The sequence below is a fragment of the Streptomyces sp. NPDC050619 genome (assembly GCF_040654815.1).
Lineage (GTDB): Bacteria > Actinomycetota > Actinomycetes > Streptomycetales > Streptomycetaceae > Streptomyces.
This window is the reverse complement of sequence record NZ_JBFAIR010000021.1, coordinates 1-17,703: the sequence shown is the minus strand read 5'-3', so window position 1 is coordinate 17,703 and position 17,703 is coordinate 1. Positions and strand designations below refer to the sequence as shown.

The following is a 17,703-nucleotide window of genomic DNA, read 5'->3' as shown; positions in this document are numbered from 1 at the left end:
GAAGGGCTGTGTGGAAGTCAAGCTACCTGCGCCGGTACACCAACCGCCCGCCCACCACCGTGGCCACGCACACACCCGCCCCCCGTTCCGCCAGCTCCGCCTCGTCCCGTACGTCGAACACGGCGAACCGGGCGGCATAGCCCCGCTCCAGGTCGGGCGCGAACTCCACCGGCCACCCCGAGGCGTAGGGATCGAGCGCGGCCACTCCGCCGGGACGCCCCAGGCGACCCATGACCCCCAGTCCGGAGCGGTGCACGGCGTCCCGCACCGCGCGGTTGCGCACCTCCTCGCAGGCCGCCACGACCGTGCCGTGGGCCAGCATCCGCTGCACCCCGCGCCGGGCGCTCGCGCCCCAGCGGGCGTCGGTCAGGGCGCCCGTCGCGACGAGCGCCGCAAGCGCGTCCCCGGTCAGCGGCTCGGTGCCCAGTTCGTCGGCCTCGCGCGGATCCGGGTGGTACGCCTCCTCCAGCAGCTCCGTGCCGTGCATATTGACGAGTCCGGGCGTGAGGAGGCCGGGCCACTTCCGCACCCGCGCCCGCGGATGCGCGGCGACGAGATCCTCCAGCGCCCCGGCGTCGGCGACCCACGCGCCCTTGACGGCGAACGCCCGGCCCTTGGAGTCGGCGTGAATCGTCAGCATGCGTACGTGTACGTCAGTTGGACGCGAGCAGCTTCAGCTCCGGATGAGCCGTGCCGCCCGCGATGGCCGTCGACGAGATGTGGGACATCACCCGCTCGTCGACGGGGTCGTTGGCCGGGTCGTCGTGGACGACGAGGTGCTCGTACGTCGTCGCCCGCTGGGCCGGCACCCGGCCCGCCTTGCGGATCAGGTCGATGATCTCCATCCGGTTGGAGCGGTGCTTGGCACCGGCCGAGGAGACGACGTTCTCCTCCAGCATGATCGAGCCGAGGTCGTCGGCGCCGTAGTGCAGCGACAGCTGGCCGACCTCCTTGCCGGTGGTCAGCCACGAACCCTGGATGTGGGCGATGTTGTCCATGAACAGCCGCGCGATGGCGATCATCCGCAGGTACTCGAAGAGCGTCGCCTGGGTACGGCCCTTCAGGTGGTTGTTCTCCGGCTGGTACGTGTACGGGATGAAGGCGCGGAAGCCGCCCGTCCGGTCCTGCACGTCCCGGATCATCCGGAGGTGCTCGATGCGCTCGGCGTTGGTCTCGCCGGTGCCCATGAGCATGGTGGAGGTGGACTCGACACCCAGCCGGTGCGCGGTCTCCATGATCTCCAGCCACCGCTCGCCGGACTCCTTCAGCGGGGCGATGGCCTTGCGCGGCCGCTCGGGCAGCAGCTCGGCACCGGCGCCGGCGAAGGAGTCGAGACCGGCGGCGTGAATGCGCTGGATCGCCTCCTCGACACTCACCTTGGAGATCCGGGCCATGTGCTCGACCTCGGACGCCCCCAGGCTGTGGATGACCAGCTGCGGGAAGGCCTGCTTGATGGCGGCGAAGTGCTTCTCGTAGTACTCGACGCCGTAGTCCGGGTGGTGACCGCCCTGGAACATGATCTGCGTCCCGCCGAGCTCGACGGTCTCCGCGCAGCGCCGCAGGATGTCGTCCAGGTCCCGGCTCCAGCCCTTGGCCGTGTCCTTGGGAGCCGCGTAGAAGGCGCAGAACTTGCACGCCGTGACGCACACGTTCGTGTAGTTGATGTTGCGCTCGATGATGTACGTCGCGATGTGCTCGGTGCCCGCGTACCTGCGGCGGCGTACGGCGTCGGCGGCGGCGCCCAGCGCGTGCAACGGGGCGTCGCGGTAGAGGTCGAGCGCTTCCTCGGGACTGATGCGCCCACCCGCGGCGGCACGGTCGAGGACGGACTGAAGGTCGGCCTTCTCGGTCACCGGGGCAGTCCCTTTCGTCAAGGAATAAGGAAGGGGGGCGCGAAGCGCTCGTTGGAAGGGCGGTGGTGGGAGACGGGTGGGCGGTCCGAACCAGCCTACGCCAGCCGTTTCACGCGACCGACCTCAGGCGGCGTACGCCCCGATCAGCAGCCCGACATACGCCCCCGCGATCAGGAACGGCCCGAACGGGATGGCCGTCTTGCGTCCGGCGCGCCGCGCGACGAGGAGGGCGCCGCCGTACAGCGCCCCGAGCAGGAACCCGGCGAAGGTGCCGAGCATGACCGTCGGCCAGCCGTACCAGCCCAGCGCGGCACCCGTCCCCAGCGCGAGCTTCACATCGCCGAAGCCCATGCCGCCGGGGTTGATGAGCCACAGCACGAAGTACCCGGCGCCGAGGGCGAGGGAGGCCAGCAGCGCGGTCACCCAGTCCCCCGCGTGCTCCGGCACCAGCGCGACCACCCCCAGCAGCGCGAGTACGGCGGCGGCGAGCGGCAGGGTCAGCACATCGGGCAGCCGCTTCACCCGGAAGTCGACGACGGCCAGCAGCACACCGACGGGCGCGATCAGCAGCCAGACCCCGATCTCGGGACGGGTGCCGGTGGCGGCGGCGAGGCCGGCACACAGGAGGGCGGTGACGAGGGCGAGGAGGGGGGCGCTGGGGCCGTAACTCTTCTTTGCTACGGCGGTGTCGGCGTCGTCCGTCGTTACGGCGGTTACGGCGGTTACGGCGGTTACGGCACCGTCCGCGCACGCCCGGCATCGCGCCGGCCCGATCCACCCCCGGATCGGTCCGCGAATCGGATGCCCGCCCGGACACCGCTCCCGCCAGCCCTCCTCCCCCGCCGGAACGGAGAACCGGTAGGCCGCGCGCGGCACCAACACCCCTGTCGCCGCGCCCCACAACGCAGCTACGGCGATCACCAGCCCAGTCATCCGACGGTCATCCCACCGCGGCGACGCCGCCCCGCCACGTCGGCAGCAGCTCGTCGAGCAGCGCCTCCGTGCGCGGCGGCAGGCCTCGGGCCCCGCTGCGGGCGACGAGGTCGGCGGCGAGGGCCTGGAGCCGGTCGGTGTCGCCGGTGGCGTGGGTGGCGCGCAGCAGCTCGTGCCACAGGCGCTCGTCGCCCGGCGCCGAATTCAGCGCCGCGTTCAGCGCCTCGATGGCCCTCTCCGCGCGGTTCTTCTCGAGGTGGAACGCGGACAGCGCGAGCCCGATGTCGGCGACGAGCAGCGGGAGTTGGGCGTCGATGATCTCGTGGGTGAGCCAGCGGTAGCGGCCCTCGGGCCGGTCGGAGAGGAGCGGCCCGCGCACCAGCACCAGCGCGTCGGTGAGCAGGCGCCCGCGCACGGCACGGTTGTCGATGCCCCTGCCCTGCGTGGCCTCGTAGTAGAGGGAGCGCAGCACGTCGAGGTCGGAGACGACGGACTTGGCGAGCACCAGCCGCCCGGTCGTGTCGGTGGACAGGCGCGGGGTGCCGTCCGGGTCGGCGCCGAGCCAGGCGCGCAGCCGCTCGACGAGCGCGTCCCGCACGTCGTCGGTGACGCCGCGCGGCCACAGCGCGGAGGACAGCACACGCGGGTGCACGCCCTCCCGGTGCAGCAGCAACAGCGCGAGCGCCTCGTGCAGCAGCGGGCTGCGCTCGCCGTCCGGGGTCTCCAGGCCGATGATCTCGTACGACCCCACGAGGCGGGCGTAGACCGCGGGCCGCCCCTGCTCGCTGATGTCGACGAGGAAGGGCGGGGTGTTCGTCGGCCCGTCCAACTCGCGCTCGGGGTCGGCCTCGACGAACAGCTCGACGACCGCCCGCTGCTGGGCCACCGGCAGCATCTGGGCGTCCAGCTCGAGCCCGAGGAGCGGGGCGAGCAGCTTGCCCTCGCCGGTGATCTCCATCTCCCAGGCGGCGCCGGGCAGATCGCCGGTCTCGGTGCCGACGAGGTAGCCGATGCCCAGGCGGGAGGCGTCGGCGGCGAGTTCGGCGAGCTTGACCGCGTTCTCGGCGGACGGCTGGGCGGCGAGCAGCACGAGGTGCGGGGCCCAACGGGTGTGCTGGGCGGGCCCGGTACGGCCGGTGAGCACGGAGTCGTGCCCGGCGGCGCCGAGCGCCCCGCGCCGCTGCCGGGTCTCGGCCTCCATGGTCTCGATCAGGTCCTCGATGCCGTCGAGGTGCCGCAGCCGGTTGGGCGCGAGGGGAGTGAGGTCCTCCCCGAAGCCGACGAGCGTGATCGTCATACGGTCGGACCAGCCGTTGGTGGCGAGTTCGGCGGCGACGGACGCGAAGACGGCGGCCCGGTCGGCCTCCCGGCCGCTCAGCGAGACGATGCCGGGGACGGCCTCCAGGTTGAGCAGCAGCCGCGAGTCGTCCATGGTGCCGAGGCTGACGAGGCCGGGGTACGGGGCGGCGGTGTCGACCTCGTCGTACCGCTCGGCGTCGGTGCGGGCCAGCATCCAGAACGTCTGGTCCTGCCCGAGCTGCCACGGCGCCGGCGGCTTGCCGGAGGGCTGGGCGAGCTGGAGGTGCAGATCGCCGTTGCCGCCGAGCCAGGTGGCGTAGACGGTGGGCAGCGGACGCGACTCGGCGGCGAGAGAAGCGGCGAGTCCGCGCAGGGACCGGTCGAGCAGTCGTACGCCTTCGGGGTCGGCGCCGACGAGCAGCGCGTCCTGGACGTCCTGGGCGGCTCCGGTCGGCGTGGGCGGCTCCATGCCGCGCCGCCCGCCGACGGCACCGAGCGCCGACTGCCACAGCGCCTGCCGGCGCCGGCGGCCGAGGGCGAGGAGGAGGCCGGCGGCGAGGAGGGGGGCGCCGAGGAGGGCTTCGGGAAGACCGAAGGAACTGCTGCTGGACTCGGCGGTGTTACCGGCGGCCTGCTGCCCGTGCTGCTGGGTCTGGTTCTGGTTCTGGTTCTGTCCCTGCTGCTGGTGCTGGTCGGGGCCGGGCCGCTGCTCGGGCAGGGAGACCTGCGAGGCGCCTTGTGCGTGCCCGCCGCCCTGGGCGTGATCCCCGGTCTGGGCGTATTCGTGGATCTGCTGCTGCACTTCGGGCGAGACGCTGGGCGCCGCGTCGGGCATCTCGACGAGATCGCCGCCGCGTGCGTCGCCCGGCATCTCCATGATCCAGCCGGGCCGGATCAGACTGGCCTCGGTCAAGCGGGACCCGTCGGGCTGGACCCGGTCCTTGTTGAGCTGGAGGATCTCCTTGTACCGGCGCCCGTCACCGAGGTGCCGCTCGGAGATCTCCCAGAGGGAGTCGTGGTGGCGTCCCTCGGGCGGCTGGATCCGGTAGTACTTCGTGTCGTCGGCCTTGGCGGTGTGGCCGCCGGCGTCGGCGTGCGCGGCCACGTTGGACGCCTGCTCGGCGAGGGCGGCCGCGGCATTGGCGGCCTGCTCCTGCTGCTGCGCGAACAGCCCGGGGGTCTGCTGCGCGGCGGCGACGGAGGGCTTCTGGTTCCCCTCCATGCTGTGCCCGAGCTGCGACAGCCCCGGCGTGAGGCTGGCCGCCGTGGCACCGACGAGCAACAGCGCGGCGACGAGCTGCCGCGCGAGCAACTGGCTGGGCCCGCCGCCCGGCACCCGCCCCGGCACCCCGACCCCGGACAGCGCGGCCTTCACCTCGACGAGCACACAGGCGGTGAACTGCGCCCAGGCCAGCCAGACGATGACGGTGAGGATGTGCAGGAACGTCTGAACGGTGATCTCCCGCTGGAGCCAGTCCAGGCTGGGCACACCGTTCGGCAACGGCCATCCGATGAGCACGGCGAGCGCACCCGGCACACCCACGACCAGCACGAGCAACGCCACAAACGCGAAGAACGCCTTGACGAAGTCCCCGAACGACCGCCGCCGTATGCGCACGGGCTGCGGGGTCCGATTCCTGGGGGCCGTCGGGTTGCCCGTCGGATTGCCCGTCGAGTTGCCCGTCGAGCTTCCCGTCGAGCTTGAAGTGCGGCGTCGCGACATGGCGGGTGTCCTGGGTCGTGTGTGGAGGGAGAAAAGAGACGAGGGTAAGGGGCGTAGTGAGCCTACAGAGATCTTATGTACGGCGTCGAAGCTGAGACAGGGGGCGGGGAGGCTGAGGCGAGGGGCAGGTAGCCCACACCTGACCGTTTCCTCACCGGGTGCCCCCTAGGCCTGAATTGCCTTTTGCGTTGATCCTTCTTGCGCTACGAGCGTCCACGCCACGAACAGCTGTCACGCAGCGCTCCTCACATTCCCCACACAATCCCCTCGCGGCCCCTCAAGCGGCCTCTGGATGCCCCTGATAGCTTCGTTCCCCGTCGCACACATCGAACTCGGGGGAGATCAACTGTGGCCCGCCGCACCATGGCCACCGCGCTTGCCACGACGGCGGCGCTCTTGCTCACCGCGTGCGGCGGGAGCGAGACGGGTTCGGCTGATTCGACTGACGCCAGGGACGCAGGCACCAGCCCTTCGGCGCCGGGATCAGCGGAAGCGGCAGTCGGCCGCCCGGATGCCGCGGGTGCCCCGGATGTCAGCGCCCCGAGGGACCTGCACCAGGTCTTCGACTTCGACGAGCCGTCCGAGGCGAAGCACGCGGCGGCACTCGCCAACGCGGAGAACTACATCCGAGCGCTGAACCACGGTTTCGCCGAACAGGACCCGAACGACCCGGCGTACCAGTACTACTCGACCGGCCAGGCCGCGCGGTACGCGAAGACGCAGATCCAGGCCTGGGTAAAAGGTGGCTGGGCCCCCACGGGCACGGACAAGTACTACGACGAGAACGTCACCACGCTGAGCGACGGCAAGCGCGTCCTCGTCACCTTCTGCCGGGACCAGGCCAAGTTCTACGGCAAGGAAATCAAGACGGGGAAGATCCTCTACACCGAGGACAGCCTGGCCAGTTACCAGAAATTCACCCTGCTCATGTTCCCTCCGTCCGCCTCCGCCTCGGCGGTCTGGACGACGCGGGTCATCGAGGTCAGGGGTGAAGCCAAGGAGTGCCGCGAGGCATGAGGCCCGCCCCCCCTTTCCCCCTTTTTCTACGAACTTTTCTACGAGCTTTTCTACGACCTTTTCTACGAGGAGACACGCACCCGCCATGAGACCCCACCCCCACCGGATACGCACCGCACGAACCACCCGCACAGCCCTCTTCGTACTCGGCATGACGTCGGTCACCGCACTCACCGCGTGCAGCGGCAGCACGGATGAGAAGGCGGGAGCCGACACCAGCGCCTCGGCGAGCACCGCACCCAAGGGTGCGGTGACGCGTGCGCAGGCGGCGAAGATCGTCGACACCTACGTGACCGTCAACAACAAGGCGAACAAGGCGCAGAACGAGAAACTGCTGGCCACGGTCGAGGGCGGTCAGGTCCACGAGCAGAGCAAGGCGGACTACAAGACCTTCAGCACCTGGACGAAGGCGGACCAGAGCGACTACGAGAAGCCCTTCTCCTACCAGTCGCGGGAGTACTACATCCCGGCCGACGAGGACTGGTTCGCGGTCAAGGCCACCGCCAGCGGCTCGAAGGATCCGGCTCTGCTCGTCTTCGACAAGGAGGGCGGCGCCTGGAAGCTGATGTCCGCCGTCTACACCGACGACGCACCGCTCCCGAAGATCGCCACCGACGACAACGGCCTCGCCACCGCCGTGGACCCCGCCACCCGCGTCGGCTCCATGGCCCCGAACGACGTGAGCGCGGCGTTCGAGGACTTCTTCGAGACCGGCGGCAAGAAGGCCGGCGCCACGCTCTCCCGGACCACGCAGGCGGCCAAGGACTCCCTCAAGCTCTACAACGACCGCGACAAGGGGAAAATCTCCCGCTGGTCGACCAAGAAGTACTTCGCCAAGCCCCCGGCGCACAAGGACACATACGCGCTGCGGCTGGCCGACGGCGGCGTACTCGCGGTCATCCCGACCGCCCACACCCAGGAAACCCTGCTCAAGCCGCAGTACATGAGCAGCTTCCAACTAACCCCGAGCGAGGAGGAGTCCGTCTACAACCCCGAAAAGCGAGCCCTCGTCACCGACACCTTCCAGGGCATGGCCCTCGCCACCCTGCCGAAGTCCGGGAAGCCCGCAGTGATCGCCCGCGAGTACGGGATGACGGACTCGAAGTGAGGTAGGAGCTCACGTCCGTAGCCCGCCGCTATCCGGCCACCGTCGCCGTGGTCACGGCCTCAACTGCACTGCTCCTGACCGCGTGCGGCGGGCGCGACGACTCATCGTCGGACGACACCAAGGGGCGGACACGGGGTCGAGCAGTCCGTCGGCGTCGGCCGCCGGCGTCGGCCGACGCGGACCGGCCGGACGTGATGGTCCTCAAGGATCTGGACCTGATCTTCGCTTTCGACAAGCCGTTGGACGCGGACGAATCAGCAGCGCTCAAAGATGCCGCGAATTACATCCGAGCGCTGAATCACGGCATCGCCGAACATGACTCGGAGGATCCCTCGTACCAGTTCTACGCGGGGGCCGGGGCGGCCAGCAATCACCACGTAGGTCAACGCCTTAGGCTCGGCAACCATGACGGTTCTGATCACGGTGTGGGGAGCATCTCCCGGGGTAGGCAAGTCGACGCTGTGTGCCGGACTGTCCCAATGGCTGGCCGATACGGGGCTGCGGGTGGACCACTTTCGCGAGCAAGAGATCCTGACCCGGCCACAATTCACTTCGGTAGCTGAGGAGTTCCAGGCAACAGGCAGGGTCGAGCTGGGGACGTTGATCGCGGCAACGGCGCAGTTCGTTGATTCGGTTGTGGCGAGCGGCGATGACATGGTGATCGCGGACGCGCTGGTGCCGTTCGTGCCGACGCTGCTGGCCATGGGCCACCGCGAAGAGACGATCGACGCGTTCATGGCTGACCTCACCGAGGTGCTCGCACCGATCTGCCCGGTCATGGTCTTCCTCGACGGGAATGCCGAGACCGCGTTGTCCCGAGCCGCGAGCAGAGAAGGGGCAGGGTGGCTCGAGGGGTATGTCGGAAAACTCGCCGGGTACGAGGTAAGCCCTCCAGTGGCTGACGTCGCGTCGGCGGTGAAGTACCTGCTGCGCGAGCGTGCGGTGACACTTGGCACAGTCGGCCGGAAGGACTGGGGTCTCGTTCTGATCGAACGAGCCGATGAGCTGCCCCCGGATGAGGTGCTGCGGGTTGCGCAGCGGGGCCTGAGGCCGTGGATGGACAGGACCGTCACACACGGATGACACGCCTGGCAATGCGACTCGTCCGCCTGACGCCACGACCGTAACGATCTACGGCGAGGTCGTCGATACCCAGCAGACCCTCGCCGCTTTCCTGGGCGCGGCTGTCCTCGTCCTAGGGGCCAGCGCCATCAGTTTTCCGGTTCGCCCGGCAGATCGTTGCCGCAGAAAACACAGACAAAGAATGAGTCTCTTACGATGTTCCAGCCATGGCAGTATCGGCAACAGCGGAAGACGATCGGGTGAGTGTACCCGGTCCCATGTTCTACACCTGCCCTGTCGAGACTCCTTGCAACCGCCGCCCAGGAATCGATCCCTGGACAGTACCCTGTCGACTGATTACTGACCATTTCAGCCGCCCATCGCCCACTCGTCTCTGCCCGAGAAAAACCGATCTCACCTGCAGCAAGAACGGGACGTCCGTCGGCGCATGCTACGTGCTCGGATCTCCGGGGCGCGAGACGCAGAAACCCAAATGTGTCTACGACGAACGTGAAAGATTCGCTCAATTCCTCGCGACTGCGATCGGCGAGAAACAAGTCAAGGTCTCCTTCGGATTCAATTCGAACACTCGTGCCGAATTGAACTCGCTCCTTTATTTCAACGGGCCCGACGTATTCATAAACGATCGACCGACGATCTCCCTTCAACTGCCCATCCGGAGGTCTTGAATCCGACACGTGGATTCGCCATCGGGAGACGGATGCACAGCCACAGGATGAAGAGGCTCCGGAGTCCCCGGCCCCCACGTTTCCCATCCTTTTCGGAAGAAGTACTCAGTCAATGCATCGCCTTCTGAGCTCGTTACTACTCGACCTTCAAGGAAATCGGACAATTCATGGAGGAATGCCTTTACGTCCTCTACGTCCTCAACTTCGAACGGCACACGCTCCCTGGACCAACAGCCGAGCCACCCTTTGCCGCCGCCCCTACTCCCGACCCTGACACAAACCCAAGTCTTCTTAGCTCCGGACTCACCAGCATTGATGACGTCGGCGATCAGATTCTGCGATTTCCGCAAAAGCACCTGTGGCATGCCCATCACCCTCGAATTGCAAATTCTATGAGGAGGCTCGGATCCATTTCTCCAGCTCCGATACGTCGAACTATTTCTGCCGTCCTATGATGTCCTCCAGTGATGTGTATTTGGGACCCCGGGAAACGTGTCGAATCACCCGGCGCCCAGTCGCGGTACCCACTGATCGGATCATTCCCTTGAGGTCCACCAAACCTCGTCAGGTCTTCATTTGGAAGATTTCTGACTCCACCATGTCCGGCCATCTCTCCTCCGTACATCTGCGCCTCAGTCAGCGGATGACTGGCAATTCTATTGTCGACCAACTCACCAGCCCTGACGTAAAACCTATCGTAGCGAGAGTGAACTGGCAGGTCGGCAAGATGCTCGTTGGGGTACGGAGAAAGACCAAGTGGATCTGACCGTGTGTGGGGGTTGTTTACGTAGGTGCTGGGATTCGGTGCGGGCTCCAAGCCGAGTGGGTCAGAGCTCAGGTAGCGACCGGTCTCCGGATCATAGTGCCGAAAGTAGTTGTAATGTAGGCCAGTTTCATGGTCGTGGTACTGGCCGGGAAACCGCAGGGGCGTGTAAGCCGTGCTGTCCGCCTGCCACGTGGTGACGCCCCAGAGGGTTCTGCGTGAGCGCCAGGCGATGTTTCCGGTCTCGTCGACGAGTTCCGTGGGGGTGCCGACGAGGTCGGTGACGATGGCGAAGAAGCGGGAGTCGATGTCCTCTTGGGTGGCCTGGTTGGTGAGGCGTTCGGTCTGGGCCACGGGGAACAGGCCGTCGTGGTCCCAGGTGAGCGTCACCGGGTGCGGCAGGTCGAGAGCCGTGGTGGTCTGCTCGGTGACGTTGGGGCCGTCCCAGGTGAAGTGGGTTTCCTCCACGACCGTCACGCCGTCGGCGGCCAGGCGCTGTTTGGCTGTGCGGCGGCCGAAGGGGTCGTAGCGGTAGCACCACATGGTGCCGTCCGGAGTGGTCACTGAGGTGAGGCGGTCCTCAGCGTCCCACTCGTACCGCCAGACGTCGGGCTTGCGCGACAGGCGGGTCTTGCGGCGCAGCACGATGCGCCCAGCCCTGTCGTACTCGTATCGCACGGAGCCGGCCTGCGTGAGGCGGTTGCCGGTGTACTCGCGGTCGCCCTGTGCATCCTGGCCTGGGTGGCGTCCTGGCCAGGCTGCCCGGGTCTGGTTGCCTGCCGCGTCGTAGGCGTAGGTCTCGGCCCAGTCGCGAGCGCTGATCCCGGTCACACGGCCGGCGTCGTCGAGGTCGAGATCGATCTCGCCGTGCGAGGGATCGTCGATGCCGACGAGGGAGTTGTCCGGACGGAAGGCATAGGAGCGGCGCTGGACCGTGCCCTGCGTCGCCGTCACGGTCTGGTCCGTCAGCCGGCCCGCCGTGTCCCAGCCCTGGCCAAGGCTGAGGGAGTCGCCGATCAGGCGGGAAATCTCGCGGCCGGCGGCGTCGTAGGTGAAGGCCAGGGCGTGACCGGAGGTGATCAGTGAGGTGGTGTGGCCCGCCGCGTCGTAGCCGTAGGCGGCGCGGGCGCCGGTGGGTGTCGTCCGCTCGGTGCGTCGGCCCGCCGCGTCGTAACGGAACGACAGCGTACGGCCGTTGACCGTCTCGGCAACGGGCCTGCCCGTCTCGTCCCGCTCCCACACCATCTCGCTGTCGGGGCTCGTGGCGCGCAGTCTCCTGCCCACGCTGTCGTACTCGTACCTGGTGACCGCGCCGTCCACGTTCTTGGAGGCCAATCGGCCCAGGGCGTCGTAGTCGTAGGCGACCGACTGCCCCAGCGGATTCGTGCGTGCCACCACGCGGCCCGCCGCATCGCGCGTGTACGTGACCCGACGGTCGTCGAAGTCGGTCTCCGCGACCAGCCGGCCGGCCGGGTCGTATTCGTACTCCCAGGTCAGACCGTGCGGCGCCGTGACCTTGGTCAGTCGTAGCGAGGCGTCGTGCTCGAACTCGTACCGGACTCCGTCGGGCCCGGTCCGTGCGGTCAGCAGGTCGAAGTGGGTGTACTCGTAGCTGGAGACGCCGCCGCCCGCATCCGTGTGGCGGATGCAGTTGCCTTCGCCGTCGTACACCCACGACTGTTCCGCCCCGTCCGGCCCGATCAGGCGAGCGAGCCGGCCCTCCACGGTCCACCAGCGGCGTGTCTGCGCTCCCAGAGGATCCGTGATGACGGCGACCCGGCCGAAGGCGTCGTGCTGTGCGGTCAGGTGGCTGTCCAGCGGATCGGTCAGCTCGGCCACCAGGCCGGCGGCGGTGCAGCGCACGCTCGTGGTCGCGCCGAGTGCGTCGGTGACGGCCGTCAGCCGGCCGGAGTCGTCGTACGCGTATCGAATGGTGGCGCCTGCCGCGTCCGTGACGGCGGTGCGGTTGCCGCGCTCGTCGTATGCGCTCAGCAGGCTGGACCCCTCGGCCAGGGTGATGGTGGTGGGACGTCCGAGATCGTTGTACGTGTAGCGGGTCACCTCACCGTCCGGGTGCGTGGCGGTGAGGGGCCGCCCTGTCGTGTCGTTGGTGAATCGGGTGGTGTGACCGAGGGCGTCCGTCCGGGAGACGACGTGGTGGTTGTGGTCGTACTCGGTGCGTGTGGTGCCGCCGTTGGCATCGATCTCCGCGACGACCTGGCTGTGGTCGTTGATCACGAACCGGCTTGCCGCGCCTTCGGCGGTGGTGAGGGTGGTGACGCGGCAGTCGGGCCAGGCGGGGTCGATACCGTCGTAGTCGAGGGTGATGGCGATGTGGCCGGCCTCGCCGCCCTCGGCGATGCAACGGTCCTGCGCGTCGTAGGTGTACTCGTAGCGGCTGTCGTTGGTGTCAGTCCACGAGGTGATGCGCAGCCGCTCGTCGTAGGTGAAACGAAGCGGGAGATTCGAGGAGTTGACGACCTCGGTGAGGTTGCCGTCGGTGTAGCCGTACCGCTTGATGGTGACGTCCGAGCCGTCCTCTGCCGCACCTGCCAGGGCCAGCGCGGTGATACGGCCGTCCTCGGCGGTGAGCTTCAGGTGGTAGCCGCCGGAGTGCCGGATGTCGGTGGGAGTACCGGCCGTGTCGTAGTGGAAGTCGATGGTGTGGCCGTTGCGGTCGGATATCCGCTCCAGCGGGGCCAGTCCGTCGGAGGGGGTCGCGAAGCGGCGGGTGTGCCCGGTGACGGGGTCGGTCACGGTGTAGCCGCCGTCGTCCAGCCGGGACAAGGGCCAGCGCGGGCCGGTGTGCGGCAGCACCGGTGAGTTCGGCCTGTCCGGGTGCGGATAGGCGAGGAGCAAGCCGTCCTCGGTGACGAAGACGACGCCGTTCTCGTCCGTTTCGAGGCGTTGGTCGATGGTGGAGGCCCAGGTGGGTCCGAACCACCAGCCCGTTGCGTATCCCGATTCCACCCGGCGTTCGAAGACCAGGGGAAGCAGTCCCGGAAGTTCCACGTCGCTCTGCGGGAGGAACATTTTGCCGGTGGCCATGTCGACGGGGTCGCTGCCACCGCGGCGGACGACGCTCGCCAGCCGGTCGTAGGCGCCCTTGGCCCCGTCGGCGAGCATCCCCCGGGCATTCTTGCCGAGCCCGCGGACCGCGAGGGACATGCCCTTCATGCCGCCCTTGAGGCCCTTCACCGCGGCCGCGCCACCCTTGAGACCCTTGGCGAGTCCGCCGAGCGTGGTCAGCCCCTTCATGCCCGGGATGCAGTCCAGCGCCGCGAACCCCACATCCCAGAGCGATGCCTGGCCTTTTGAGTATTTGTAGAGCGTGTCCGCGAGCACGACCAGCGCCGCCACCAGCACGATCGCCCCGAGGATCGGCCCCCCGATAATCATCGCGACAATCCCGAGGACGGCCACGACCACCTTGCAGACGGTGACGATCGTGTCCCAGTTGTCCTCGAACCAGTCCCCGACCTCCTCCCACCACGACCGGTTCTGAATGCCCGCATCGGAGGCCTCATCGATCTTCGACTTCGCCTCCCGCGCCGCCTCCTCACGCATCGTCCGCGCATCCGCCGCCATCTTCTTCGCCGCGTCCAGCGCATCCTGCGCACCGGTGACGTCCGACTGCGCCTTGGTGTGGGCGCTTTGGGCGTGCTGGACATCGCGGGTGGCGGCGCGGACCTTCGCCTCATCCGGCTTCTCTGTGCTGCTCTTACTGCCGGTCGGGTCGTCCTTGTACTTGTCGGCTTCCTTGCCGGCCCGCGTCACCCACGAGTCCGCCGACACCAACCGCGACTGGGCGGAGGAGAGGTCATCCCGTGCTTCCCTGCCCTTGGCGAGTGCCTTGTCCGCGAGCGCCTGGGCGCGTTCCAGCTTGGGCCAGTACGCCGCCAGCGCGTCACCGCACAACTCGTACGACTTCTTCAGCTTCTTCAGATTCTTCGGAACCCCGGAGAACTGCTCCTTGAACACCGCAGCGGACTTGCCCGCCCACTCCAGGGCCACGTCGTCCTCGGCCATGCCCTTGACCAGACGCAACGCCTCGGAGACATCGTCGGCGAAATCGTGCAGCACCCGCGCCAGATATCGCACCCGGTCCGGATCACCCGGCGTCGGATCCTTCTCCAGATCCAGCACATGCCAATCCCGCGGCCGGTAGCCCGCCATCACCCGTCCCCCGTCACCCACGGATCACCAACAACCGTATGCACACGTGAACCTACAAGGCACAGCCGTTCGAGGGAAACATCAACCAGCGAACCGGAATCTCAACGTCATTGCGAGGCGACCTCGACCTCAGGCTCGGTGCAGCTGCGGCGGACGGCTCATGACCTCCGCACAATCCACCCAATGGCCCCCGTGGCCTCTTCACCCACCCCTGATACCTTCATTCGCTGCTGTACACACATGCCAATCCCGAGGGGGACGTCCGTGGCCCGCCACGCCCTGACCACCACCGCCGCCGCGTTCACCGCGACGGCGGCGCTTCTGCTCACTGCCTGTGGTGGGAGTGACGACAAGTCGTCGGACGACATCAAAGGGGCGGACACAGGGTCGAGTAGCCCGTCTGCGTCGGCTTCTGCGTCCGCGGCGGCAGACGGTGACGGTCCCGACTTGAGCGTGCCGAAGGACTTCAAGCTGATCTTCGACTTCGACAAGCCGTCCGATGCCAAGCAGGCGTCGGCGCTTTCCGATGCGCAGAACTACATCCGGGCGCTGAAACACGGCATCTCCAAGCAGGATCCGAACGACCCTGCGTACCAGTACTACTCGAACGGTCAGGCTGCGCAGTACGCCAAGTCGCAGATCCAGGCCTGGGTGAAGGGGCACTGGACCGTCACGGGGACGGACAAGTACTACGACGCGGGCGTCACCACGCTGAGCGGGGGCAAGCGCGAACTCGTCACCTTCTGCCGAAACCAGGGCAAGTCCTACAGCAAGGAGATCAAGACCGGCAAGATCCTCTACACGGAGGAGAACGCCGACAGTTACGTGAAGTACCAGCTGCTCATGTATCCGCCGACCGGCTCCTCCAAGGCCTGGAAGGCCTCGGTTGTGGAGGTCAAGGAGAGGGCGAAGGAGTGCCAGAAGTGAGGAGGCCTGCGCTCGCCCGCGGCCTGGCTTCGGCTGCCATCGGCGCTCTGATGTTGATCGGCAGCGGCACCGCCCACGCGAATGACACCCCGGGTGTCGGCAGCCCCCCGGCCTCCGGCGGCAGGAAAGGCAAGGACATCTACGCCTCCGCCACCTACTCGCAGATCAAGGTCCGCCAGGTGAGTGGCCCCACCGGGGGCAAGCGCGGCAACCTCTCCTCCGTGGACGTCAACTGGAAGCCCCCGGCCTGCTGGTACGAGCCTGTCTTCACCGGCCAGGAGCTGAAGGGCTTCGTGGACCGGACAGGCGGCAACGGAGACGTGGGTATCCATGAGTCCTGGTACGGCAAGGAACTGTGGACGGACCACTACCGGGACGGGAAACCGGACACCAACTTCGACGACGAGTCCAGCACCGCCGAGGGCTACAAGAACTACAACATCGGCAAGGACGGCTACTTCTGGCGCAGCGTCGCCCCTGACGAGAGCGATCCCGAGTCCTGGGACTGCGGCAAGATCATGTTCTGGCAGGACGCCAACGTGATACCGAAGGTCGCCCACGCCCCCACGCCCAAGATGCTCGCCGAGTACGCCTACAACAAGGTAGAAGTTCCCGACACCGAGATCAAGCTGAAGCCCACCACCAAGTCCACGGTGAACCTGCCCACTTGGGCCTGGCTGGACAAGGGCGCCTTCCGGGAGATCAAAGTCCGCGCCGAACTCCCCCGCACCAACCTCTATGCCGTGACGACCGCCAAGCCGGTCGCCCTCCACCTGGATCCGGGCACGGAGGACGCCAAGACCTACCCCGCATCGGGCGACTGCACGATCAACGACGACGGCAGCATCGGCACGCCGTACGAGAAGGGCGACGCCGGAAAGACCCCGCCGTGCGGCGTCACATACCTCCACGCCACGAACGGCACGCCGTACCACCTGAAGGCCAGCGTCACCTGGCAGATCTCATGGGAAGGCACGGGTGGCGCGAACGGCGGCCTCCCGGACGGCACCTTCGACACGACCCAGGACATGAACGTCCAGGAGATCCAGGCCATCAACCGCTGAGCCGGCCGAGTCGCCGACGGCCCACCCGGATCAGATCGTGCCGTCGGCGAAGAGGTCCTCCGCCTTCGTGGCATGGACCGCTCGCTGAGCCCACACCTCGAGCTGGTCCAGATCGGAGCACGTCTTCACACGGTCACGGACCAAATCCGGGACCGCGATGCCTCGCCATTCCAGAATGCGCAGGGTCATCTCCGCGCGATCTTCGATTCGGCCTTCTTCCCGCCCTTCTTCCCGCCCTTCTTCACGGCCTTCTTCGCGCACCTGCTCGGCCAGCGGGTGCCGGAAGAAGTATTGGGTCGGCGCCATCAGGTCCCTCCAGATCTCCTTCGCCCGGGCATCACCCAGGCATGAATCGACGAAAGCCGCGAAGGCCGCTGCGCTCTCGGAATCGACGGTCCGCAGAGCCACTGCCAGAGATTCCAGTATGACGGCGGCACCCGGCCCCTTGCCATGCGTCATCGCCGACAACACCGCGAGCGGAACATCCCGCTTGGCCTCCCGCTCGTCCACGATCAGCGGCACGTTGTCCGGACTCAGCACCAGCGGCCGTACCTTCATCGACTCCCAGCCGGGGAATCCGAACCGGATGGGCTCAGCCGCCCAACGGGCGGTGCCACTGTCCTGGGTGATGACGACGAGCACCGGATCGCAACGGTACTTCTCGTACAGATACGAGAGGTAGTACGGCCAGCTTCCGCGCTTGCGCGGGTCCGGCTGCCCTTGCGACTCGACGACCAGGAGGTACCTCCCCTCGTCCGTCTCCACCCCCATCAGCGTGTCCACGCGCCGCTCGATCGGCTCGATCTCCGTCAGGTCCACATTCAGAGCCACGAACTCACGCGGCTCCGGGAACGGGACATTGAGCACACCCTGCATTGCACGGGTCAGCAGCGCCGGGTCCTTCTGGAAGATCCGGTGCAGCGCCTCGTGCGACGAGCCGACCATCAGCTCTCCTCTCCTTACGATGCGATCAACGCGCTACGCCTCGACAAGGGTGAGGTGGGCCGCCGGGCGAGGTTCCAGCCTGTGGGGCTGGGCCTTTTCCCAGCGGCCTCCTCCCGAACCCGTCGTGCGGCGTTAACCGCAACG

At 67.6% G+C, this 17,703-nt stretch carries 11 protein-coding genes; 5 read left to right on the top strand and 6 right to left on the bottom strand.

Annotation, left to right across the window (positions count from 1 at the left end; translation table 11 throughout):
- Positions 1-22: 22 nt before the first annotated feature.
- From AB0I77_RS30520 to AB0I77_RS30505, 4 genes are all read right to left on the bottom strand, one after another.
- A complete protein-coding gene (locus AB0I77_RS30520) occupies positions 23-640 on the bottom strand; it encodes a hypothetical protein (RefSeq protein ID WP_363285951.1) in 618 nt (205 codons plus the stop codon).
- Positions 641-653: 13 nt separating this feature from the next.
- Positions 654-1,853 (bottom strand): cyclic dehypoxanthinyl futalosine synthase, encoded by a 1,200-nt coding sequence (gene mqnC, locus AB0I77_RS30515; RefSeq protein ID WP_363285950.1) that lies wholly within the window; start codon positions 1,851-1,853, stop codon positions 654-656.
- Positions 1,854-1,976: 123 nt separating this feature from the next.
- The gene (locus AB0I77_RS30510; RefSeq protein WP_363285949.1) at positions 1,977-2,786 is read right to left on the bottom strand and encodes an A24 family peptidase; all 810 of its coding nucleotides are present in this window, start codon (positions 2,784-2,786) and stop codon (positions 1,977-1,979) included.
- A gap of 7 nt (positions 2,787-2,793) precedes the next feature.
- Positions 2,794-5,808, bottom strand: coding sequence for a BTAD domain-containing putative transcriptional regulator (locus tag AB0I77_RS30505; protein ID WP_363285948.1), 3,015 nt, complete (start codon positions 5,806-5,808; stop codon positions 2,794-2,796).
- A gap of 348 nt (positions 5,809-6,156) precedes the next feature.
- On the opposite strand from AB0I77_RS30505, the gene AB0I77_RS30500 reads away from it, so the two are divergent.
- The 3 genes from AB0I77_RS30500 to AB0I77_RS30490 all read left to right on the top strand — a co-directional run bounded on the left by AB0I77_RS30500 (position 6,157) and on the right by AB0I77_RS30490 (position 9,016).
- Positions 6,157-6,825 (top strand): hypothetical protein, encoded by a 669-nt coding sequence (locus AB0I77_RS30500; protein ID WP_363285947.1) that lies wholly within the window; start codon positions 6,157-6,159, stop codon positions 6,823-6,825.
- Positions 6,826-6,910: 85 nt separating this feature from the next.
- Positions 6,911-7,933 carry a hypothetical protein gene (locus AB0I77_RS30495; RefSeq protein WP_363285946.1) on the top strand — a complete coding sequence of 341 codons (1,023 nt, stop codon included), beginning with the start codon at positions 6,911-6,913 and terminating at the stop codon, positions 7,931-7,933.
- A 405-nt stretch (positions 7,934-8,338) separates the two neighbouring features.
- The gene (locus tag AB0I77_RS30490; RefSeq protein WP_363285945.1) at positions 8,339-9,016 is read left to right on the top strand and encodes a hypothetical protein; all 678 of its coding nucleotides are present in this window, start codon (positions 8,339-8,341) and stop codon (positions 9,014-9,016) included.
- A gap of 1,038 nt (positions 9,017-10,054) precedes the next feature.
- Here the strand turns inward: AB0I77_RS30490 and AB0I77_RS30485 are convergent.
- Positions 10,055-14,644, bottom strand: a complete 4,590-nt coding sequence (locus tag AB0I77_RS30485) for an RHS repeat-associated core domain-containing protein (RefSeq protein ID WP_363285944.1) — start codon at positions 14,642-14,644, stop codon at positions 10,055-10,057.
- Positions 14,645-15,070: 426 nt separating this feature from the next.
- Here AB0I77_RS30485 and AB0I77_RS30480 point away from each other — a divergent pair, with 426 nt between their 5' ends.
- Positions 15,071-15,550 (top strand): hypothetical protein, encoded by a 480-nt coding sequence (locus AB0I77_RS30480; RefSeq protein WP_363285943.1) that lies wholly within the window; start codon positions 15,071-15,073, stop codon positions 15,548-15,550.
- A gap of 50 nt (positions 15,551-15,600) precedes the next feature.
- The gene (locus tag AB0I77_RS30475; RefSeq protein ID WP_363286090.1) at positions 15,601-16,614 is read left to right on the top strand and encodes a hypothetical protein; all 1,014 of its coding nucleotides are present in this window, start codon (positions 15,601-15,603) and stop codon (positions 16,612-16,614) included.
- 30 nt (positions 16,615-16,644) lie between these two features.
- Here AB0I77_RS30475 and AB0I77_RS30470 read toward each other — a convergent pair whose 3' ends face one another.
- Positions 16,645-17,559: a hypothetical protein gene (locus AB0I77_RS30470; protein WP_363285942.1), complete on the bottom strand. Its 915-nt coding sequence runs from the start codon at positions 17,557-17,559 to the stop codon at positions 16,645-16,647.
- Positions 17,560-17,703: the final 144 nt, after the last annotated feature.